We start from the raw sequence: 21,810 nt of genomic DNA, 5'->3' as shown, positions 1-21,810 counted from the left end.
CTTCTTCGTTGGGTCAGAGTTCATGGGCCCAGGGCGGGTTTGCCCCGGCGCGCGCGACAGTTACAGCGGCGACTTCCGCCCCTTTCGAAAGGGCTACGCGCAGGGCGTTTGCTGGCAATGTGCGCAATTCGGATTTTGTTAAGTGGCCTGATTGATCTAGGGCGGACAAGACGCCTGCGTTGAAAGTGTCACCGGCGCCAACGGTGTCGACGACCTCGACCTTTTTTACGGGAACAGAAACGTCGGACCCGTCTGCAAGATACCCGATCGCGCCTTCGCTGCCCCGGGTGACGATCACCACCGAAGGTCCTGCCTGCAGCAACAGCGGAACTTTTTCAGCAAGGCTTTCTGGGCCCGGAATGATCCAGTTCAGATCTTCGTCCGAGACCTTGACGATATCCGCTTGCGCAATCATGCGGTTCAGCCGGGTGCGATACCGGGTCTGATCCCGGATGAAATCCGGGCGAATGTTTGGGTCCAACATGACGGCGCGCTCTGATCCAAAGCGGTCAAGCACCGCCGCATAGGCATCTGCGCAAGGCTCGCATGCCAGACTGATCCCGCCCAGATACAGCGCCGAGACCGAGGGCAGATGGGTTGGCATATCCTCTGGCGTCAACATCCGTCCGGCCGAGTTTTCATCGACGAAACTGTAGGCTGCCTGCCCATCCTTGAGCTGTACAAATGCCAATGTAGTCGGGCGGTCCGAATGGATTACCCGGTCGGAGTCAACATGGCTGGCCTTGAGGGCGGCCATAAGCTGTTGCCCGAACATGTCAGAGGAAAGCCCGGTCAGCAGACCCACCGGCGTATCCAATCGACCCAGGGCAATAGCCGTGTTGAAAATCGCACCGCCAGAATGGGGCACAAACCCCAGTTCGCCCGAGATCGTGGGCGTCTCGATCATATCGATCAGGGCTTCACCACAGCATAGGATCATGCCGGGACCTTTCTGTTTCTGAAACGTGCGGTCAGACTACCGCCTTAGCGCATTTTTACAGAAATTGTTAGCGCCAACAATGCCAAATTCATCCTGTTCCGAGACATACAGGTTCATGGATCGGCGCAACTCGCTGAACCGGCCTCCGGCATTAAAGGCGTCTCGGAAGGCGTCCTTGAACAGCCAGCGGTTCTTTTCGGCCACGCCACCCACAAGGAACACGCCACCGGCAGGCATCATGACGACCGCCAGATCGCCCATGACCGCGCCTAGATGTGTGGTGAACATATGCGCGGCCTTGACGGCATGGGCATCGGTTCCGTCGCGTGCATCCTGAAGGATATCGCGCGCGGTTCGGGGCTCGGCCTTTGCCCGACCCCCTGCCAGTTCGATGGCCTGATAAAGGATCGGCAAACCCGTACCGCTGAGGAACATTTCCGCCTCAAGTGTCAGGGTGTCGTCAAAAAAACACTCGGGGGCCACCTGCCGCGCGGCGTTGAATATTTCGACCTCGTCCTGACTTCGGGGCGAGAGGCCGATATGGCCGCCTTCGCCGGACACCGTGTGATAGCGGCCATTCGAATATAGCAGCGATCCGACACCTAGCCCGGTTCCAGGCCCGACGACCAGACGAGTGCCGGTCGGCGGATGCTTGGCCCCTTGCAAGACTTCAACATTGTCATGGGAAATTTCGGCAACAGACCACGCAGCGGCAGTGAAGTCGTTGATCACAAAGGTATGTCGGGCGCCCGTTGCCCGGGCGATATCATCCTCTGACAGATCAAGTTGGGCGTTGGTCAGCCTGATTGTACCGTTGCGGACAGGTCCTGCCCCGGCGGCAACCACGGCCCGTGGGTCGGTTCCGATCTCGTCGCGCAGGCTATGAAAGGCCTCAAGCAATTCGGGCAGTTTGCCGGTGGGGTATTTGCGCAGGTCCGTCAGTTCACCATTGGTGATAACGCCAAGCCGCGTATTGGTGCCGCCGATATCGGCCACGAGGTTCCAATGGTCGTGCATGGCCCCAGCCGGTTGCGCCAGCGGTAAGGACACTGTGCTTCCCGTCAGGGCGTTTTGTACTGCGGTATAGGACGCCTTGGGTGTGCGCTCCATCGTCTGAAAGTCCACATCCACAAGGCCAAACCTCTTCTCATATCCCAGCGCCCATTCGTAATTGTCCAGCAGGGACCAGATGAAGTAGCCCTTGATCGGCACGCCCTGTGCCAAGGCGTCCTGTACCGCCGAAAGATGTTGGTTCAGATAGTCGATCCGGTCGCTATCCTGCTGCCGTTCGGGGCTGGCCATGCCATTTTCCGTCACCAGAATCGGCAGGTCCCCGGTGTAATCCTGCTTGGTGCGGGTCAGAAACCGGGTCAGGGCGGCGGGTTCGATCTCCCACCCCATCTGAGTTTTGGGCAGCGGTCCGGCGATTTCCTGCAGACTGGGCCAGGTGGTCTCCGAAGGCGCAATCAACTTGCGGGTATAGTAGTTCAGACCACACCAATCGACCGGCGTACCGATGATGTCGAAATCATCCTGCCAGCCAGCGGGCAGGTAGGGCTCTAACCCCTCCAGAACGTTGTCTGGATAGGCCTTGTTGAAAACGCCGCCCAGAAAGAACCGGTTGTAGATGCCGTCATACAGATCAGCCGCGCGGCGCGCTTCGGGGCTGTCATCTGCGGGTTCGGCCCATTCCAGGTTGAAAACCGCGCCCAGGTTGGACATGCCAAGGCCCCGCATCGCGTCGATGGCGCTGCCATGGGCCAGAAGGACGTGGTGCATCGCGCGGGCGGTTGCACGGATGTCGCGCAGACCCGGGGCGTGATGGCCTTCGAAATGGCTCAGCCAGCTGACGCACCACGGCTCATTTATGGGGGCGACGCTGTACATCCGATCGCCGATGCGGCCCATGATGACCTCGGTGAAATCGGCGAACCACCCGGCGATATCTCGATTGCGCCAGCCGCCCAGATCGGCCAGAAACGAAGGTAGTTCCCAATGGTAAAGCGTGGCGCAGGGGCGGATACCGCGTTCCAGCAGCGCATCGGCCAGCCGATCATAGTAATCCAGCCCGGCCTCATTCACCTGACCACGGCCTTCGGGCAGAACCCGCGCCCAGCTGGTTGAAAACCGGTAGCAATCAAAGCCGCCATCGCGCACCAGATCCAGATCCTGCGGGAACCGGTTCAGGTGGTCACAGGCCAGATCCCCGTTTTCATTTCGCACAACATTGCCGGGGGTCCTGGCAAAGGTATCCCAATGGGTTTGCCCGGCCCCTCCCTGTGCGTGGCCTTCGATCTGATAGGCCGAGGTTGCGACGCCAAAGAGGAAATCTTTGGGGAAATCAGTGCGGTTGTATTTCATATTCAGAACCTGTTGGGGGCGGGGCCGGTCGAGCCGCCAACTACCAGCTCAGCCTCTAGCAATCTAGTTTTGGCCGGGTCTTCGGGCGCATTTATTCGTTCGATCAGCATTTCGGCAGCTATTTCACCGGCCAACCGAACCGAGGATCGCGTGGCGGTGAAGATCGGTACATCCTGCCCGTTTTTCAGATAGGACAGGTCGTCATCATGGGCGATCACCGAAACATCGCGGCCCATCTGCAGCCCTGCTTCGTTCAATGCCCGCCGAACTCCGATGGCCGAAATCATTGACGAAACCAGGATGGCGGTCGGAGGGTTCTTAAGTTGAGCCATATCGCGCGCTTCGTGGTGGCCATATACCTCTGTCATCTCGGCGCTGCGCATCAATTCAGGGTCCGGTGACAGACCGGCTTGATTCAGGGCCTGCAGGTAACCGGCCCGGCGGCGTTGGGCGAAATCCATATCTTCAAGTCCGTTGATAAGGGCGATCCGTCGATGCCCCAGGTCGATCAGAAACTGGGTGGCGCGCTTGAACGAGCTTTTGTTGTTCACATCAACCCAGTCATAGGGTGCGTCTATTCCAGTGGATCGTCCGTGCACAATGAAGGGCGCGCCCATGCGATTGAGGACTTCAATCCGCTGCTCGTTCACCTTGGGGCCCTGCAGAACGACACCGTCCACGGCACCACGCTGAAACAGGTCGCGATAGGCGCGTTCAATAGATGTGTCGTCGGCGCTAGTGAACATCATGTCATAGCCGTGTTCAGCATATCTACGAGCAGCCCCGGCGACAAAATCGCCAAAGATTGGGTTAACCATTTCATGCTGGGATGAGCTGGGAATCACGTGCCCGATCACGTGTGATCGACCTGTCGCAAGACCCTTGGCTCGGCTGTTCGGGCGGTACCCGTGTTTTGTTGCGGCGGCCTGAACCCTTGTGCGCGTGGCTTCGCTGACCTCGGGGTATCCGTTCAGCGCGCGGCTGACGGTTGTTTGAGACAAACCAAGGATTTCAGAGAGCTGCTTTAGGTTCATATTTGTTCAAAGCGCCTACAAATTACTGCGTATTCCTGTTTTTGCGGGCATTTTCGCTGGTGGTCAACAGATTTCACGAACATCTTGTTTGATATTTATATTTATGGGCCTTCGCAAAGCAATCGTTGACAGGTGGAGGCTGTTAGCGCATAAACTCACTCCAACCAAAGCGCTTTGGATATTTGAGACCAAAGGCGCGAGATATCGTTGGGAGGAGAAATTCATGAAACACTCGCTTTATGCTGGCGTCGCCGCATTTACCCTGATCGGGGGCGTCGCACAGGCCGACAAGGTTACCGTATTCGGCCCGTGGCTGGGGCCGGACCAAGAGAATGTCGAAAAGGTTCTGGATGGGTTCGCGGCGGCGACCGGGCATGAGTACAGCTATGTCGGCTCGGACAGCTTTGAGCAGCAAATCAGAATTGATGCCGAAGCCGGATCGGCGCCCAACGTAGCAGTGTTCCCTCAGCCCGGTCTGGCGTCAGATATGGCCAAGGCAGGTTTCCTGACTCCCCTGAGTGAAGGAACCGCGGATTGGATTCGCGACAACTATGCGGCTGGTCAGTCCTGGGTGGATCTGGGAACCTACCAAGGTCCGGACGGGCAGGATCACCTATATGGCTTCTTCTACAAGGTCGACGTGAAGTCGCTGGTTTGGTTCGTGCCGGAAAACTTCGAAGATGCCGGTTATGAGATTCCGACTACGATGGAAGAGCTCAAGGCGCTGTCCGATCAGATCGTTGCTGATGGCGAAACGCCATGGTGCATCGGGCTGGGTTCCGGCGGAGCGACAGGTTGGCCAGCGACTGACTGGGTTGAAGACATGATGCTGCGCACGTTGCCGCCCGAAGATTATGACGCCTGGGTCGCCAACAAATTGAAATTTAACGATCCTAAGGTTGTCGCCGCGATTGAAGAATTCGGAGCGTTTGCGCGCAACGATGATTACGTGGCCGGCGGAGCCGGCGCGGTTGCAACGACTGACTTCCGTGACAGCCCGAAGGGCATGTTCAGCTCGCCTCCGCAATGCTACATGCACCGTCAGGCTTCGTTCATTCCGGCCTTCTTCCCTGAAGGCACGGTTGTGGGCGAGGATGCCGATTTCTTCTATTTCCCGGCCTATGAAGGTAAGGATCTCGGCAGCCCGGTCCTTGGGGCCGGAACAGTTTGGGCAATCACCAATGACAGCCCGGGCGCGCATGCGCTGATGAAATACCTAGAGACACCCGAGGCGCATGAAGCCTGGATGGCTCTGACCGGGTTCCTGACGCCGCACAAAGGCGTCGATACCTCGGTCTTCTCAGACCCAACGCTGAAGAAGATGAACGACATTCTTCTTGGTGCAACGACGTTCCGGTTTGACGGTTCTGACCTGATGCCGGGCGGCGTGGGTGCAGGCACCTTCTGGACTGGTATGGTCGACTATACGGGCGGAACACCTGCCCAGGACGTCGCCGACGAAATCCAATCCTCGTGGGACGCGCTGGACTAAAGCGTCTGAGATTGGGCAACCCGCTCTGCCGGGTTGCCCGAACCTATCGTCGCAAGGGAGAGCGGCATGCACCCGGCATTTCAAGGCCTGCTGACCATCGCCATCGGCGTGTCAGGTTGCGTGGGCTACTTCTATCTATCCAATCAGTTTCTGGACAAAGTTCTGTTCCCGCCTCGGGGGCCGAATGCTGGCCGGAATATCAACCGCGCGAACATGATCCGGCCTTGGTTGTTTCTGTTCCCAGCGCTGGCTGCTTTGGGCTTGTATCTGGCCTATCCGGTTGTCGAAACCCTACGCCTGTCACTGACTGATCGTGTCCCGGGCGGCGGCTACAAATGGGTCGGGCTGGACAACTATATCCAGATGGCCAAGGAGCCCAAGTTTTGGGAAGCCATGCGCAACAACATGTTATGGCTGATCGTGGTGCCTGCAATGTCGACAGCGTTTGGCCTATTGGTGGCTCAGCTGACCGACCGCATCCGCTGGGGCAACATCGCCAAGTCTCTGATTTTCATGCCGATGGCCATCTCGTTCGTGGGGGCCTCGGTGATCTGGAAGCTGGTCTATGACACCCGTCCGGTTGAGCAGGACCAGATCGGGATGCTGAACGCGCTTTACATCTTTTTCGGAGGGGTCGAGCCGCAGACATGGTTGACCATCCCCTTCTGGAACAGCTTTTTTCTTATGGTTGTGCTGGTCTGGATTCAGACTGGTTTTGCCATGGTCATCCTGTCAGCCGCCCTGCGCGGCATTCCCGAGGAAACCATCGAAGCTGCCATTCTGGATGGGGCCAATCCATTCCAGATTTTCTTCCGTATCAAGGTGCCGCAGATCAAGACCACCATCCTGGTGGTCTGGACCACGATCACCATCACCGTGCTCAAGGTCTTTGACATCGTGTTTGCCATGACAAACGGCCAGTGGGAAACGCAGGTTCTGGCCAATTACATGTATGACAAGCTGTTCCGCACCAATGACTGGGGCGTGGGCTCGGCTTCGGCCATGGTGATCATGCTGCTGGTGGCACCGATCCTTGTCTGGAATGTGCGCAATGCGCGCAAAGAGATGGAGTAGGCCATGAGCGAAATAGCAGGAACCAAACCCGCCCTTCGCTGGGCTGTCCATGCCTCGGTTCTTTTTCTGGTCGTGCTCTGGGTGGTGCCGACGCTGGGGCTGTTGATCTCATCCTTTCGTACTGCCGACCAGATTGCCACAAGCGGCTGGTGGCGGTCGTTGTTCCCATCCGAGCAGAACCTGACCCTGCGCGCTGCAGCACCTGAAACTCAGGTGCTGGAGAATGGCGTTTACGTGATCGAAGGCAACCTGTTCGAGGCGGGCACACAGGCGGCGATCTCAAAATGGGGCACCAGTTCCCGGGCGATTGATGATTTTGTACCCGGTGACACGGCAGAGCTGCGCAAGGGTGGCACGATCACGGTGGATGCCGACGGCAAATACCGGATGGAAAACACCGAAGAATTCACCGGCAGTCGCGGCACGCGCGTCTTTGTGACGGCGGAACTGCCTCCCGAGTTCACCCTGGCCAATTACCACAAGGTCCTGCTTGCTGAAGACAGCACTGACAGTATGGGGCGGGCGTTTTTCAACACGCTGACGGTCACGATACCGGCGACGATCATTCCGATCCTAGTAGCCGCCTTTGCCGCTTATGCGCTGGCTTGGATGGATTTCCCAGGTCGGGCACTGTTAATCGCCGCGGTTGTTGGCCTGTTGGTGGTGCCGCTGCAACTGGCACTGATCCCACTGCTGAAATTTCACCTGAGCATCGGAATTGAGAAAGGCTATCTGGGCGTCTGGATGGCCCATACCGGGTTCGGGATGCCATTGGCCATCTACCTGTTGCGCAACTACATGGCCGGGCTGCCGCGCGATCTGATCGAAAACGCACGTGTAGACGGCGCGACCGAGTTCCAGATCTTTACCAAACTGATCCTGCCACTCAGCTTTCCGGCATTGGCGTCTTTTGCCATCTTCCAATTTCTCTGGACTTGGAATGATCTGTTGGTTGCCAAAGTGTTCCTAATCGATGCGTCCGGCCAGACCACAGTGATGACAAACCGGATTGTCGAGCTGCTTGGAACGCGGGGTGGAAACTGGGAAATCCTTGCCACGGCGGCGTTCGTCTCGATCGCTGTGCCGTTGGCTGTTTTCTTCGCAATGCAAAAATACCTGGTCCGTGGTCTGCTGGCCGGGTCGGTCAAATAGAGGCGTCTGATGAACGTGCAGAACACAGCAGAACTTTCCAATGCAACCAAGGTGGCCGCTGACTGGTGGCGTGGTGGCGTCATCTATCAGATCTATCCGCGCAGCTTTCAGGACAGCAATGGTGACGGGATCGGAGACCTGAAAGGCATCACCCAGCGATTGGGGTACATTGCCTCTCTCGGCGTTGATGCGATCTGGATTTCGCCCTTCTTCAAATCTCCGATGAAGGATTTCGGATATGACGTCAGCGACTATCGCGATGTTGATCCGATGTTCGGCACGATGGAGGATTTTCGGGACCTGCTGGATCACGCCCATGCCCAGGGGTTGAAGGTGATGATTGATCTGGTTCTGTCGCACACGTCAGACCAGCACCCTTGGTTCAGCGAAAGCCGCGCCAGCCGTGAAAACGCCAAATCCGATTGGTATGTCTGGGCCGATCCAAAACCGGACGGTACGCCGCCGAACAACTGGTTGTCGATTTTCGGGGGCTCGGCCTGGCAGTGGGACTCGCGACGTTTGCAGTATTATTTGCACAACTTCCTCACCTCGCAGCCGGATCTGAACTTTCACTGTCCGGATGTGCAAGACGCCTTGCTGGATGTTGCCAGGTTCTGGCTTGATCTGGGTGTCGATGGGTTTCGTCTGGATACAATCAACTTCTATTTCCACGACGAACAGTTGCGAGATAATCCTGCCCTGCCCGTCGATCAGCGCAATGCCTCAATCGCGCCGATGGTAAACCCGTATAACCATCAGGACCACCTGTTCTCCAAAAGCCAGCCCGAGAACATTGCCTTTCTGGAACGCCTGCGGGCCCTGACCGATCAATATGAAGGTCGCGCCTGTCTGGGCGAGGTGGGCGACGCACAGCGCGGGCTTGAGATAATGGGCGAATACACCAGCGGTAATAAGCGCATGCACATGTGCTATGCGTTTGAGTTCCTTGAAAAGCGCGCTTTGACTGCCAGCTATGCACAGCAGGTATTTGATCAGCTCGAGGACAAAGCAGGTGATGCCTGGCCTTGCTGGGCATTTTCGAACCATGACGTGGAACGTCACGCGTCGCGCTGGCGTCTGGACGATGCAGCCGCCAGACAGCATGCAGTTTTGATGATGTGCATGCGCGGCTCGGCCTGCTTGTATCAAGGCGAAGAGTTGGGCCTGCCCGAGGCGGACGTGGCCTTTGACGATCTGCAAGACCCGTATGGCGTCGAATTCTGGCCTGAGTTCAAGGGCCGCGACGGATGCCGGACGCCGATGGTTTGGGCTGCGCAGGATGAACAATCGGGCTTTAGCACCGGCAAGCCTTGGTTGCCTGTCAGTGACCCTCAGGCCGAGCGTGCCGTGGATCGATCAGAGGCCGAGCCCAAGTCCATGCTTCACCATTATCGTCGTGCGATTGCATTCCGCCATGCCCATCCGGCTTTGATGTTGGGGGCGCAAAAGAACATGACGCAGATCGGGACCGTTCTGACCTTCACACGTGAAGATCAAGCGGAAGAGGTGTTCTGCGCATTTAACCTCGGTACCGAACGTTCCGAAGTAATCTTGCCAGGCGGGAACTGGCGCGTGATCGGAGAAGAGCTGGGTGGCGTCGCGGGAACGGGGACAGTGTCTCTGGGTGCTGCACAATTCTGCCTGCTGTTGAGGGAGAAGGAATAAACCATGTCAGAGCTAAACCTCACAGATGTAGCCAAAACCTATGGCAATGTGGATGTTCTGAAGAACATCAATCTTGAGATTGAGCGGGGCGAGTTGATCGTTTTCGTCGGGCCTTCGGGCTGTGGCAAATCCACCTTGCTGCGCATGGTCGCCGGGTTGGAAAAGATCTCGGGCGGAACGCTCGAGATTGAAGGGCAGGTGATGAACGATGTGCCGCCAGCACAGCGAGGTATCGCGATGGTGTTCCAAAGCTATGCGCTGTACCCGCATATGACCGTTCGCGAAAACATGGCCTTTGCGCTGAAGATAGCCAAAATGCCGGCGGCTGAAGTTGGCGCCGCGGTCGATCGGGCGGCCCGCATCCTACAGCTTGAACCTTATCTGGACCGGTTGCCCAAAGCGCTATCCGGTGGTCAGCGTCAGCGTGTCGCAATCGGGCGCGCCATTGTTCGTGACCCCAAGGTTTACCTGTTCGACGAACCGCTTTCGAACCTGGACGCGGCGCTGCGTGTCGCCACCCGGATCGAAATCGCCCGCCTGAAAGAGGCGATGCCGGACAGCACGATGATCTATGTCACCCATGATCAGGTCGAAGCGATGACATTGGCCAGTCGGATCGTCGTGCTGGCCAACAAAGGGATCGCTCAGGTTGGGACGCCGTTGGAACTATATGAGACGCCCGACAATGAGTTTGTCGCGCAATTCATCGGTTCACCAGCAATGAACCTGATGTCGGGGGTCATTACCGCCACCGGCGCACAGACAGTCGTCAAGCTGGACGGTGGCGGCACGGCGATATCAGCGGTACCAACCGAGGCTGGAGACGAAGGCAAGCAGGTGAATATCGGCGTCCGCCCGGAAGATTTTGTGTCCGTGGACAGCGACCCAATCCTTGAAGGGGTCGTAGACTTTACCGAGGCTTTGGGCGAGGTGACGCTGTTATACTTCGCGGTAGAGAATGGGACGGATGCCCTTATTGCCAAGCTTCCGGGCGTTCAGAAGAATATGCGGGGCAAGACTGTGATGGTCTCAGCGAATCCTGACAAGGTTCATTTGTTCCATCAGGGGGTTTCCATGCGGAAATAACCCTTTCCAACACGGTTCTTGACAAGACCCCTGATGCTGTTTCAACTTGATTGAAACGTTTCATTTTGTGGCAGACCCGTGAAAATGCGAGTTTCAGCGCAGTTATACACAGTCCGGCAGGTTGGGGATTTGGCGGCCCAGCTTGACTTGGTGCGTGCCTGCGGGTTCACCGATATTGAAACGGTCGGGTTCCACGATCTTACCCCCAAGCAGGTTACCAATGTGGTTAGACAGGCTGGTTTCACCGTTCGATCGGCCCATTTTGACTGGGAAGAATTTGAAACACGGCTTGATGACATTCTTAGAATGCTTGAAGCTTTGGAATGCCCTGTGGCGGTCATGCCTTGGCTGTCGCCCAAGGCTCGGCCCGGCACCGCCGAGGGGTGGAAGGCAGTGTCGGGCCGGTTGGCGAAATGGGCTGATGCCCTGTCTGCCGACGGTGTGCGCCTTGCCTATCATAACCACGATTTTGACCTTGTCGATCTTGGGCAGGGCTCGCCATTGGATATGGTCCTGTCGCATGAGGCCATTGGATGGCAGCCGGATATCGGTTGGCTGTATTCGGCGCTTTCTGACCCCGCTGCACTGCTGAGCCGTTATTCCGACCGGATCGTTTCCGTCCATGCTAAAGACGTTGATCCATTGGCCGGACAAGGCGACGAGCGCTGGCGAAATCTGGGGCAGGGGGTTGTGGACTGGCCTCTGGTCCTGCGTGTTCTGGCTGACAGTCCCTGCGCTGACCTTTTTGTGGAACATGACGAAACTGCCGATCACGCGCAAACATTGCAGACGGGACATGACCTGTTGATGCGAATGCGCAGCGTTGAGGTGACATAGTGGCGCGCGCGACGATCAAGTCGATTGCAAAGCAGACGGGGTTTTCTGTCGGAACCGTCTCGAACGCGCTGCGTGGTGCGGAAACCGTCAAGAAAGAAACGCGGCAGCAGATTCAGTCCGCCGCCGAACAGCTTGGATACCGGGTCAATCTGGACGGGCTGAAGCTGCGGACAAAAAAGTCCTATCGCATCGGCGTTCTGGTCAGCGTGTCACCTGATTCAGATGAAGAATGGGAAGGTGTCGAATTCACACGCATTGTCGCGGGTATTTCGCGGGCTTTGAAAGGGTCGCGTTATGAACTTGGCGTTCACAGCGTGGCGGGCCTGCAGGGAACGATGGCGACGCTGAAGGAAATCGTTCAGAACGGATTGGCGGACGGGGTGATATTCTCGGGTACGCGCCACGCCGATCCGCGCATTGCCTATCTGCAACAGAATGGTTTCCCCTTTGTCACCATGGGTATGAGCGACAGCGGCAGATCACATGCCTATGTCGATATCGACAGTCAGGCAGCAGGTCACGATGCAACACAACGATTGCTAGCCTTGGGGCATCGCCGGATTGCCCTGGTGAACCCTCCGGATGACCTGGTTTATGCGACGCAACGCCGAACGGGCTATGCCCAGGCGTTCAGAGCGTCCGGTCTGACCGTTGACCCGGCCCTGATCTTCAGCGGGCCTACGACCGCACGAACGGGGTATAATGCCTTTGAAGCCTTGATGCGGCTATCCGACAGGCCAACCGCGATCATCTGCGCGAACGAAGCCATGACCCTGGGTGTGCTTTCTGCTGCCCATGCGGCGGGTGTTGAGGTCGGTCGCGAACTGACCGTGATCTCGACCGATGATCTGCAACTTAGCCGTTATTTTGTCCCTCCGCCCAGCACCTATTACGTCCCTATTGAGGAAACCAGTCGATTGCTGGGCGAGTATATGCTCAAGGCTTTGGACGGGGTTGACCCGTCCGAAACACAAAAAAAGATCAGGGCCATTTTGATCGAGCGGCAACCTGACACAGTCGCGCCGGAAGCGGCGCTAAACACCTGAACCAACAAAGGAGTAACCGGAGATGTTAAGAAACCTATTTGCCGCCGCCGCCCTGACCGCGCTTGCCGCGCCTGCTGTGTTTGCAGCGGATCTTGAAGGGCGCGTACTTAAGATCGGAACAGATGCCACCTATCCGCCCATGGAGACGGTCGATGAGTCCACGGGTCAGATTGTGGGATTTGATGTCGATGTCATGAATGCGATCTGTGAAAAGGTGAACTGCGTCCCGAATTTCGTAAATACAGCCTGGGATGGTATCTTTGCCGCGCTTCAGCAAGGGGAGTTCGACCTCGTGATCTCGGGCGTCTCGATCACGCCTGAACGCGAAGAAAACATGGATTTTTCCGAGCCTTATATCATTGTAAGTCAGGCGATCCTGCTGCAGGTCGACAATGCTGACATGACGTTGGATGACTTCAAAGCAGGTGGTCAGAAGCTAGCCGCGCAGACTGGCACCACCAATGCCCAGCTGGCCGAAGAACTGGTGGGACGCGAGAATGTCAGCCTGTATGACAATTTCTCTGCTGCGATCCTGGCGTTGCAGAATGCTGACGTACAGGGGGTAATCATTGATGGAACCTCGGCATCGGCATATGAACAGGAATTTGCCGGGGAATTGGCTGTAGGCATCACAGGCCTTCAGTCTGATCCGCTGGGTATTGTGTTTCAGGAAGGTGACGCAACTGTTGACGCCATAAACGAAGGGCTGGCCGCCATTCAGGCTGACGGTACGATGGACGCATTGGTTGCCAAATACTGGGGCACTGATTGAGCCGTTGAAACCCTTTCTGACCCGGCGGGAAAACCTGCCGGGTCACGCATAACCCGAGGGACGCCATGATCCGCCTAAGCTCGATCCGGCCGAGTAATCTTGTTTTGCTCGCCGCTGCCCCGTTCATCATCTACCTGTTTGCCTCATCCTCGAAATATCTGAGGTCATTGGTTGCCATTTTGGGGATTGGTGAAAATGCGGGGCCCATTTTTGTTGGGTTTCTTCTGATACTGGCCGTGGCCATATTGGCCTATCTCTCGGCGCGCCGCATCCGGTTTCAAACCATCGCGCCGAACTGGTTGAGGATTGCGGCGGTTTTGGCAATCCCGGCCTCGGCCGGGTTGGCGATCCTTGGACTTTTCCAGCCTCAGGTGCTGATGCCCTTTGCGGAATCCGTCTTCTTTAATGCGCTCAGCGAAAATACGTCTGAGTTCATTGACCGATCTTCGCAACCTTGGGTCTTGTTTCCCGAGATCGTCGCAAAGGTGCAAATGAGACTACAGGCCCTGCTGGTAGGGTTTGCGATGGTGGTCGCGGTGATCCCTCTGACGGCCCGTTTCCCACGATCCATGAAAGCCTATGTTCAGATTGGACTCGAACTGCTGACCGGGCTGGTTTTGTTTTACCTGTTGTTTCTTGCGCATTGGCAATTTGCGACCGGGGTCGCGATAACGTTCCGTGCAGCGATCTTTGCCTATATCTTTGCGGCCATTATGGGTCTGGTCTGGGTCGGTTTGCAGTCCTTCAAGCCCAAAGCTCGGACAACCGTTGTCTATGGGTCCATCAGCCTGACACTATTGGCCGTGTCGGCGTTCTTTTTTATGCAACCAAAGGTGAGCTTTGTTCTGGTTGGCAGTACTGAAGCAAGAATTGCCATTGTTCGGGGTACGCCGCAGGCCCAGGCGGATTTGATCCGGTTCGGAGAGTTCGACGGAGGTGAAGGCCAACAGTATCGCATTCGCAGCGCCCCCGATGCCGCCTCTGCGCTGGATCAGATCACAACCGTCGACAGCGTATCTGGTGCTTTTGTTCCGGCCGGCGTTCATACGCAGGGCTATCCGGTGATCTGGCAATCCAGTTTTCTGCCGGACAAGTTTCGTAACCCGGCGCTGACTTTTGCGGTTTTCGGGTTTTTGCTTCTGACACTGACGGTCGGAGGCGCACAGCATAAGCTACATCCGCTGGCTGTAGGGGCCGAGTTTTTTGTCGATACCATTCGCGGCATTCCAATGCTGGTCATCATCCTCTATATCGGCTTGCCGCTTGCCGGTGCGGTCAAGGATGCGACAGGTGGCGGCATCGACATGACCAACATGACTCGCGGCATCATCGCCATTTCCATAGGGTATTCGGCCTATATGGCCGAGATTTTCCGATCAGGGATTGAGGCCATCCCACGAGGTCAGATCGAAGCAGGCGGCTCGCTTGGTCTGTCCCGCTGGCAAACTGCTCGGCTTATTATCCTGCCACAGGCATTGCGCATAGTGACGCCACCTTTGGGCAATGAATTTATCGCGATGATCAAGGATACCTCATTGCTGTCCATCCTGTCGGTCCGCGACATGACTCAGCGCATGCGCGAGTTTCAGGCCTCAAGTTTTCTGCCCTTCGCGCCATTCAACACAGCGGCGATCCTCTATGTCGTGGTGACGCTTGGTTGCGCTAGTTTCCTCAAATGGATCGAACGCCGCAGCGCACGGGAAAACCGATGAGCAGGCTTGAGCTGGGCGTTTGCTATTACCCCGAGCAATGGGACAAATCGCTGTGGCGCGACGATGCAAAGCGCATGGTCGATATGGGTCTGGATTGGGTTCGGATTGCCGAGTTTACCTGGGGCCTGATCGAGCCGGAAAGAGGCCGGTTCCAATGGGGTTGGCTGGACGAGGTGATCGGCATTCTGGGCGATGCCGGTTTGCGCGTGATGATGTCAACGCCTACGGCTGCACCTCCGAAATGGCTAGTGGATGACTGCCCTGAGATCCTGCCAGTGGGGCCGGATGGCCGGGTGCGTGGGTTCGGGTCGCGCCGACACTATTGTTTTTCCAGCGATATCTACCTGACCGAGGCCCGCCGGATCACCACGGAATATGCCCGTCGATATGGCGAAAATCCATTTGTTCGTGCCTGGCAGATCGACAATGAATATAACGATCACGATACGGTTCTGAGCTATTCCAATGCCGCTCGCACCGGTTTTCGCAGATGGTTGCAAGACCGCTATGGCACGATTGAGGCGCTTAACCGAACATGGGGGACAGTGTTTTGGGGGTCGCTCTATTCCGATTTTGATCAGATCGAACTGCCTATAAGTTTGGTGGCCAGCCCGAACCCGACCCATGCTCTGGATTTTGCCCGCTATTCTTCGGATCGGGTGCGGGATTTCAATCGTGCTCAGGCGGATATTCTGCGCAGGTTTGCGCCGGGGCGCGATATTACCCATAATTTCATGGCAGGCAGCTTTGAGTTCGACCATCACGCTGTTGCGGCGGATCTGGATGTAGTCGGTTTTGACAGCTATCCGCTTGGCAACCTGTTGGGATCGTCGCTGTCTGATGAAGACAAACGTCGATACCTGCGAACAGGCGCGCCGGACTATCAGGGGTTTCACTGCGATTTGTATCGCAGCCAGGGCAGGGGCCGAATGTGGGTTCTGGAACAACAGCCCGGCCCGGTGGACTGGGCCGAAAAAAACCCCTCACCAGCGGATGGGATGGTCAGGCTTTGGACGTGGGCCGCTTTTGCCCACGGTGCACAGGCAGTGATGTTCTTCCGATGGCGTCAGGCGAAGTTCGCGCAGGAACAATTCCACACGGCGCTTCTGCGATCGGATGGCAGCCCGGATCAGGCCGCGCTGGAACTGGCGCAGGTTGCAAAAGAGCGTGCTGCCCTGCCGGAAGTCACCCGGCAGAAGGCAGCTGTGGCAATTCTGTTGGATTACGAATCCATCTGGGCTGCAGATATCCTGCCACATGACGACGCATTCCCGAATGCCGGGATTTTCCGGGTTTGGTATGCTGGCCTGCGTGCATTGGGGGTCGATCTGGATTTCGTTGGTCCCGATGATGATCTGACGGGATATTCATTGATCGTATTGCCGCAAAACATGATCATCTCGCCCGATCTGGCAAAGAGATTGCACCACAGCCAGGCCAAATTGCTGATCGGTGCCCGTGCGGGCAGCAAGACTGTGGACATGTGGACCCCTGAAAATCTCGCTCCCGGAGAGTTGGCCGATCTTGCAGGGATAAAAGTCATACGCGTCGAATCCCTGCCGGATCTGGCGGGTGAATCCGTAAGCCTCGAGAGCACCGGAACCTTTGATTTTAAGGGCTGGCGGGAAGTCATCGAGACCGAAAATCAGGTAATCGCGCATTTCGTAAGTGCTTACAGGGCTGGCAGCCCGGCGATTGTGCAATCGGACCGGGCTATGTATCTGGCGATGATCCCAAACGGGCCGTTGCTACGGGCGATCCTGATTAAAGCGCTGACATGGGCGGGCCTTCCGATACGGGAATGTGGCCCGGACCTTCGTGTTACACAGCGGGGTGACCTCGGCTTTGGGTTCAACTTCGGGGCTGCCGCACAGGTTCTGCCGGATGACGAAAATCGGCAATATATTGTTGGTACTTCAGAAATCCCATCCTATGGTGTCTCAGTCTGGAAGTGGAAGTAAACCAGAGCTTGCGGACATGATTGCAAACTGGACCTATGAATTCTGCAAACTGTCCCTTTTGGACTGACAGCTTTGCAGCAACCCTCTAGCCTGTGATTGCATAACAATAGGACTGAAAGTCCAACTATGGGAGAATCGAATATGGCCGAACGGAAAAACCTTTCCAGACGTACTATCTTGAAGAGCGCAGGGGCGGCAGCACTTGCTGCACCGCTTTACAGCAAAAGCGCGCTGGCGTCCTCGGGTGAGATCAACATCTTGATGTGGTCCGATTACCTGCCACCAGCATTCTTGCAGGAATTCGAAACACTGACCGGAATCAAGGTGAACTATACCGGTATCGGGTCGAACGAAGAAATCATCAACAAGATGAAGGCCACCAAGGGTCAGGGTTTCGACATCGTGTCGCCGACCAATAACCGGTCTTTGCAGTGGGAACCGCTTGAGCTGTTGCAGCCTTTTGACATGAATAAGGTTCCGATTGATCTGGTGAACCCGGCGATGGCCGCGATTGGTACAGATGCCTGGAACTTTGCCGACTCGGGCGTGCACTGGTTGCCGCATATCTGGGGCACCGAAGGCATCGCATATCGGACTGACCTGTGGCTGCCTGAAGGTGATGCACCGTCCTATGGCGATGTCTGGTCCGAAGCAAACGCAGGTAAGACCATGGGCCGCGCGCACTCGATGATGCTGGGCGCAGGCCTGTACATGGAGCGCGCAGGCGAGATGGAGCCCGGTTCCGTCTGGGCCGCTTATGGCGACGAAGATACCATGCGCAAGGTTTGGGGTCAGATCGCAGATTGGTGCATCGAACGTAAGAACCGCATCAAGTTGATCTGGAACGACGCCGACACACAGAAAAACGGTCTGTTGAACGAAGGCGTGATTGTTGGCCAGACATGGGATGGCCCGCCGCTTGCACTTAAATCTGCAGGTGAGCCCGTGCATTATCAGGCTCCGGTTGAAGGGGCGATGGCCTGGGTTGATGGTATGGCAATTCCAACAGGTGCTGCCAATATCGACCAGATCTATGCCTTCATCGACTTTGCCTACCAGGCCAAACCGGCCGGTGTTGCGATCGACAGCCACGGGTACAACTCGCCCGTTCTGGGTGCCGACCAATATTCGGGCGACACCTACAAGAAGAACTTCGCCGAAGCCTATCCGGGCGACTCGCTGGCCAACCTCAACCCGTGGCCGGCCGAAGCGCCTTGGTATGCGGAAACCCGGACCGAGTTCGTCAACAAGTTCAAAAGCGCCTGATAGCTTTTCAAAGAAGTGCCCTCCGCTAAACGCGGGGGGCTCCCAACCCGCACGCCACTGCGTGACGGAACCCATTTGGGTGCGCACCACCAGCGCATCAATCGGAGATACCAAAAATGAGTGCAGGGGTCGGTGTAGATCTTGAAAACCTGTGGATCCGTTTCGGCGATTTTGTCGCGGTGCGGGACGCAAATGTGAACATAAACGGGGGCGATTTCTTTTCGTTCCTGGGACCATCCGGTTGCGGCAAGACAACGATTTTGCGCGCTGTTTCGGGGTTTCTGGACCCCAGCGAGGGTAAGGTTCTGATCGGTGGTAATGACATGCGCGGCATCGGGCCCAACAAGCGCCCGACTGCCCTGATCTTTCAGAACCTCGCGCTGTTCCCCCTGATGAAAGTCTGGGAAAACATCACTTTCTCGATGGAGATCAAAGGCGCCAGCGCGGCCGAGCGCCGCAAGCGGGCCGATGAGCTGTTGGACATGATCGCGCTGCCGGGACAGGGTGACAAGCTGCCCAGCGAGCTTTCGGGTGGTCAGCGTCAGCGCGTGGCGATTGCCCGCGCCCTATGTGCCGAACCCGATGTACTGCTGCTGGACGAACCGCTTTCGGCGCTGGACCTCAAGCTGCGCCAGCATATGCGCACCGAGCTGCGCGAGATTCAGAAGCGTGTCGGTATCACCTTCATCTATATCACCCACGACCAGGGCGAAGCGCTGACCATGTCGGACAATATCGCCGTAATGCGTGCAGGAGTGATCGACCAGATTGCCGATGGCAAGACAATTTACAATGACCCCAACACGGCTTTTGCGGCCTCGTTCGTGGGCGAAAACAACGTTTTCCGCGGCAAGATCAAGCAAGTCATGGGAGATGAGGCGCTGATTGCAACCAACCGATCCGGCGATCTGGTTGCACGGATTTCCACTGTAAATCAGGGCAAGCTGAAAGAAGGCGATGACGCGATGATGTTCATTCGCCCCGAGGCGCTGGCGATTGCCCCGGACGGTGCAGTGGGCGACCATTTTGTAACCGCCCGTGTGAACCATGAAGAATTCGAAGGTAACGCCTTCAATATTTTCACCGAAGGCGATGGCGGCAAGGAAATTAAGGTATCGCTGCCCAATCTAGGCCAATCTTTCGATGACCATACCGGGCAGACCATCACGTTGGAATATCAGACCCATAATGCGGTTCTGGTTCCAGCGGGTGAGCTGGCCGCGGAATAAGGGGATAAAAATATGCCCCATTTTCTGAAAGAATTCTTCAACCGCAACGGCACCGGCATGGGATTGATGATACTCGGTTTGGTCCTGTTCTGGACCATCGGCCTGATCATCCTGCCGCAGCTGTCGATGCTGGATTTCTCATTCCGGCCAAACCTGCCCCCGCCCGAGATCGGGGGGCCAAAAGATGTCTATACGCTGGAGAACTACAAATACCTGATCTATGGCCCGGAAGGCGGCAGCCAGGACTATAACGCCGTCGATCTGAGGGTGTTTTTCCGCACCCTTCTGGCCGCGGTATGCGTTACGATCTTCAACCTGATCCTGTGCTATCCGATCGCCTATTATCTGGGTCAGTCCAAGGGCAGTCACATCCGCATCTTTGCGATCATGCTGATCATCCCCTACTGGATCAATGAGATCCTGCGCGCCTTTGCCCTGCGAATCATCTTTGGCGAAACCGGTGTACTGAACACGCTGTTCACTGGGCTGGGGGTCTGGGATATGCCGTTTGATTTCATCCGCAATGACATCGCGCTCTATGCGGGGCTGGGCTATGCCTATATCTTGCTGATGATCTTCCCGATGTATAACGTCATAGAAAGTCTGGATAAAAACCAGATCGAGGCGGCGCGAGATTTGGGAGCCCCCTGGTGGCGTATCCATTGGCGCGTGGTCATTCCCTATGCCAAGCCAGGGATCAGTTCGGGCTGTACTATGGTGTTCATGCTGTCCGCGGGTGCGCTGGCCGCGCCGCAAATACTGGGCGGGCCGTCCTCCCTGTGGTTCACGCAGCTGATCTATCAGCAGTTCAACGACAACAATGACTGGCCGCAGGGTGCCGCCTACGCCATCGTTCTGCTGGTGACCTGTATCTTGTTCGTGCTGGCCGTCATGCGCCTGTTCAAGGTGAATATGGGGGATATCGGGAAATGAATTTGTCCTTCCTCCGTGTAAGCATCTGGGTCTACCTGGTGCTGTTCTTCCTGTACCTTCTGGGTCCGCTGGTGATCATGTCGGTCACGGCCTTCAACTCGTCCGAATTCCCAAGGATGACACCGTGGGAGTGTCTAACCTTCCAGTGGTTTGGCGAATTGTTTCAGGACCAACGTATCCTGAACGGCATCAAGAACTCACTGATCATCGGCGCCGGAACGGTGGTTCTATCGGTGGCGATGGGTCTTGCGGGCGCGCTGATGCTGACGCAGATCTGGCCGAAACTGCGTGCGACCTACTATACGGTCATCATCGCGCCGATCCTGATCCCGGGCGTTGTTCTGGGTATCTCGACACTGGTGTTCTGGGACCGGATCAACCGGATGTTGGGCTTGGGAGCCGACAGTTTCCTGTCAAACGGGATATTCCTGACGGTGATCGGCCAATCCACCTTTATCGCCAGCTATTGCATGCTGGTGCTGGTGGCACGGTTGCAGCGCTATGATATGGCGCTGACCGAGGCCGCGCTGGATCTGGGTGCAACCCATGCTCAGGCGTTCCGCAAGATCATGCTTCCGTTCATGCGTCCGGCGATTGCCAGCGCGGCAGTGCTGGCGTTCTTGGCCTCGTTTGAGAACTATAACACCACCACTTTCACCTTTGGTGAATACCCGACGCTGACCATCGAACTGGCGCAGAAGGTGCGCTATGGCATCACGCCCTCGATCTCGGCGCTGGCCTTCATCATCGTGGCGTTGACGGTGTTCTTTGCCCTGCTGAACGAAGCCAAGCTGAAGCGACAGGAACTGGTGGCTGCTGCACGCAAGAACGCCACGGTCGAGGAACTGGCGGGCAAGATCAAGCTTCCCAGTTTCTTTGCCGGGAACCTTGCTGCGGTTCTGCTGGTTGTCTTTGCGGTTGCCACGATCACTGTGGTCGGAACCGCTACCGCCTATAATCCGGCTCAGTGTGTCGCAGATGTCAAAGAGCAAAAGCGCCTTGAAGCTGACCTGCGTATTCAAGAGCTGCGCAATCAGCGCGAAGAACAGCGCAAAAAGCGCGAGGCGGAAGCGGCTGAGCAAGAGGGAGAGGGTGCGCAGGAATCGGCCCCGAAACCCTCGAATAACAGCGGTTTCGGCAATGTGTTTGCGCCGAATGCTCTGGGTGACGAAGAAGAGGATTCTGGTACTGAAACGCCTTCGGGCAATGGCGGTGCCTTTGATCCCAACAGTTTGCAGGCGAACTAAGCG

Annotated in this window: 17 protein-coding genes and 1 pseudogene; 14 read left to right on the top strand and 4 right to left on the bottom strand. The window is 56.8% G+C overall.

Annotated elements, in window-relative coordinates:
• Nucleotides 1-13 precede the first annotated feature (13 nt).
• From AC2FH2_RS08055 to AC2FH2_RS08040, 4 genes and pseudogenes are all read right to left on the bottom strand, one after another.
• A complete protein-coding gene (locus tag AC2FH2_RS08055; RefSeq protein ID WP_142636120.1) occupies nt 14-940 on the bottom strand; it encodes a carbohydrate kinase family protein in 927 nt (308 codons plus the stop codon).
• Nucleotides 941-976: 36 nt separating this feature from the next.
• Complete coding sequence (locus tag AC2FH2_RS08050; RefSeq protein ID WP_496689483.1) at nt 977-1,957, bottom strand: glucokinase; 981 nt, start codon at nt 1,955-1,957, stop codon at nt 977-979.
• A 39-nt stretch (nt 1,958-1,996) separates the two neighbouring features.
• Nucleotides 1,997-3,301 (bottom strand): annotated as a pseudogene (locus tag AC2FH2_RS08045) (GH1 family beta-glucosidase); the annotation flags it as partial.
• Nucleotides 3,302-3,303: 2 nt separating this feature from the next.
• Nucleotides 3,304-4,335 carry a LacI family DNA-binding transcriptional regulator gene (locus AC2FH2_RS08040; RefSeq protein ID WP_271948730.1) on the bottom strand — a complete coding sequence of 344 codons (1,032 nt, stop codon included), beginning with the start codon at nt 4,333-4,335 and terminating at the stop codon, nt 3,304-3,306.
• Nucleotides 4,336-4,558: 223 nt separating this feature from the next.
• Here AC2FH2_RS08040 and AC2FH2_RS08035 point away from each other — a divergent pair, with 223 nt between their 5' ends.
• From AC2FH2_RS08035 to AC2FH2_RS07970, 14 genes are all read left to right on the top strand, one after another.
• Nucleotides 4,559-5,827 carry an ABC transporter substrate-binding protein gene (locus AC2FH2_RS08035; RefSeq protein ID WP_142636126.1) on the top strand — a complete coding sequence of 423 codons (1,269 nt, stop codon included), beginning with the start codon at nt 4,559-4,561 and terminating at the stop codon, nt 5,825-5,827.
• Between the two features lie 66 nt (nt 5,828-5,893).
• Nucleotides 5,894-6,901: a carbohydrate ABC transporter permease gene (locus AC2FH2_RS08030; protein WP_142636127.1), complete on the top strand. Its 1,008-nt coding sequence runs from the start codon at nt 5,894-5,896 to the stop codon at nt 6,899-6,901.
• A 3-nt stretch (nt 6,902-6,904) separates the two neighbouring features.
• The gene (locus AC2FH2_RS08025) at nt 6,905-8,053 is read left to right on the top strand and encodes a carbohydrate ABC transporter permease (protein ID WP_142636129.1); all 1,149 of its coding nucleotides are present in this window, start codon (nt 6,905-6,907) and stop codon (nt 8,051-8,053) included.
• A gap of 9 nt (nt 8,054-8,062) precedes the next feature.
• Nucleotides 8,063-9,718 carry an alpha-amylase family glycosyl hydrolase gene (locus AC2FH2_RS08020; RefSeq protein ID WP_496823285.1) on the top strand — a complete coding sequence of 552 codons (1,656 nt, stop codon included), beginning with the start codon at nt 8,063-8,065 and terminating at the stop codon, nt 9,716-9,718.
• A gap of 3 nt (nt 9,719-9,721) precedes the next feature.
• On the top strand, nt 9,722-10,804 hold the full coding sequence (locus AC2FH2_RS08015) for an ABC transporter ATP-binding protein (protein WP_496693719.1): 1,083 nt from the start codon (nt 9,722-9,724) through the stop codon (nt 10,802-10,804).
• A gap of 84 nt (nt 10,805-10,888) precedes the next feature.
• Nucleotides 10,889-11,641 (top strand): sugar phosphate isomerase/epimerase family protein, encoded by a 753-nt coding sequence (locus tag AC2FH2_RS08010; RefSeq protein ID WP_271948738.1) that lies wholly within the window; start codon nt 10,889-10,891, stop codon nt 11,639-11,641.
• Complete coding sequence (locus AC2FH2_RS08005) at nt 11,641-12,687, top strand: LacI family DNA-binding transcriptional regulator (protein ID WP_271948740.1); 1,047 nt, start codon at nt 11,641-11,643, stop codon at nt 12,685-12,687. The genes AC2FH2_RS08010 and AC2FH2_RS08005 overlap by 1 nt, the downstream gene beginning before the upstream one ends.
• Nucleotides 12,688-12,709: 22 nt before the next feature.
• Nucleotides 12,710-13,459: a basic amino acid ABC transporter substrate-binding protein gene (locus tag AC2FH2_RS08000; RefSeq protein ID WP_142636138.1), complete on the top strand. Its 750-nt coding sequence runs from the start codon at nt 12,710-12,712 to the stop codon at nt 13,457-13,459.
• 65 nt (nt 13,460-13,524) lie between these two features.
• A complete protein-coding gene (locus AC2FH2_RS07995; protein ID WP_281995053.1) occupies nt 13,525-15,171 on the top strand; it encodes an amino acid ABC transporter permease in 1,647 nt (548 codons plus the stop codon).
• Nucleotides 15,135-17,132: a beta-galactosidase gene (locus tag AC2FH2_RS07990; RefSeq protein WP_496823284.1), complete on the top strand. Its 1,998-nt coding sequence runs from the start codon at nt 15,135-15,137 to the stop codon at nt 17,130-17,132. Before AC2FH2_RS07995 ends, AC2FH2_RS07990 begins: the two co-directional genes overlap by 37 nt.
• A 126-nt stretch (nt 17,133-17,258) precedes the next feature.
• On the top strand, nt 17,259-18,398 hold the full coding sequence (locus tag AC2FH2_RS07985) for an extracellular solute-binding protein (protein WP_281972968.1): 1,140 nt from the start codon (nt 17,259-17,261) through the stop codon (nt 18,396-18,398).
• A 116-nt stretch (nt 18,399-18,514) separates the two neighbouring features.
• Nucleotides 18,515-19,627: an ABC transporter ATP-binding protein gene (locus AC2FH2_RS07980; RefSeq protein WP_142636146.1), complete on the top strand. Its 1,113-nt coding sequence runs from the start codon at nt 18,515-18,517 to the stop codon at nt 19,625-19,627.
• A 12-nt stretch (nt 19,628-19,639) separates the two neighbouring features.
• The gene (locus AC2FH2_RS07975; RefSeq protein WP_142636148.1) at nt 19,640-20,560 is read left to right on the top strand and encodes an ABC transporter permease; all 921 of its coding nucleotides are present in this window, start codon (nt 19,640-19,642) and stop codon (nt 20,558-20,560) included.
• Entirely contained in the window at nt 20,557-21,807 is a 1,251-nt protein-coding gene (locus AC2FH2_RS07970) for an ABC transporter permease (RefSeq protein ID WP_496823283.1), read from the top strand. The genes AC2FH2_RS07975 and AC2FH2_RS07970 overlap by 4 nt, the downstream gene beginning before the upstream one ends.
• The last annotated feature ends 3 nt before the right edge of the window (nt 21,808-21,810 follow it).

Source organism: Ruegeria sp. YTSA105 (genome assembly GCF_059610225.1).
Note: the sequence above shows the minus strand (reverse complement) of the source record. Positions and strands in the feature narration are given on the sequence as shown.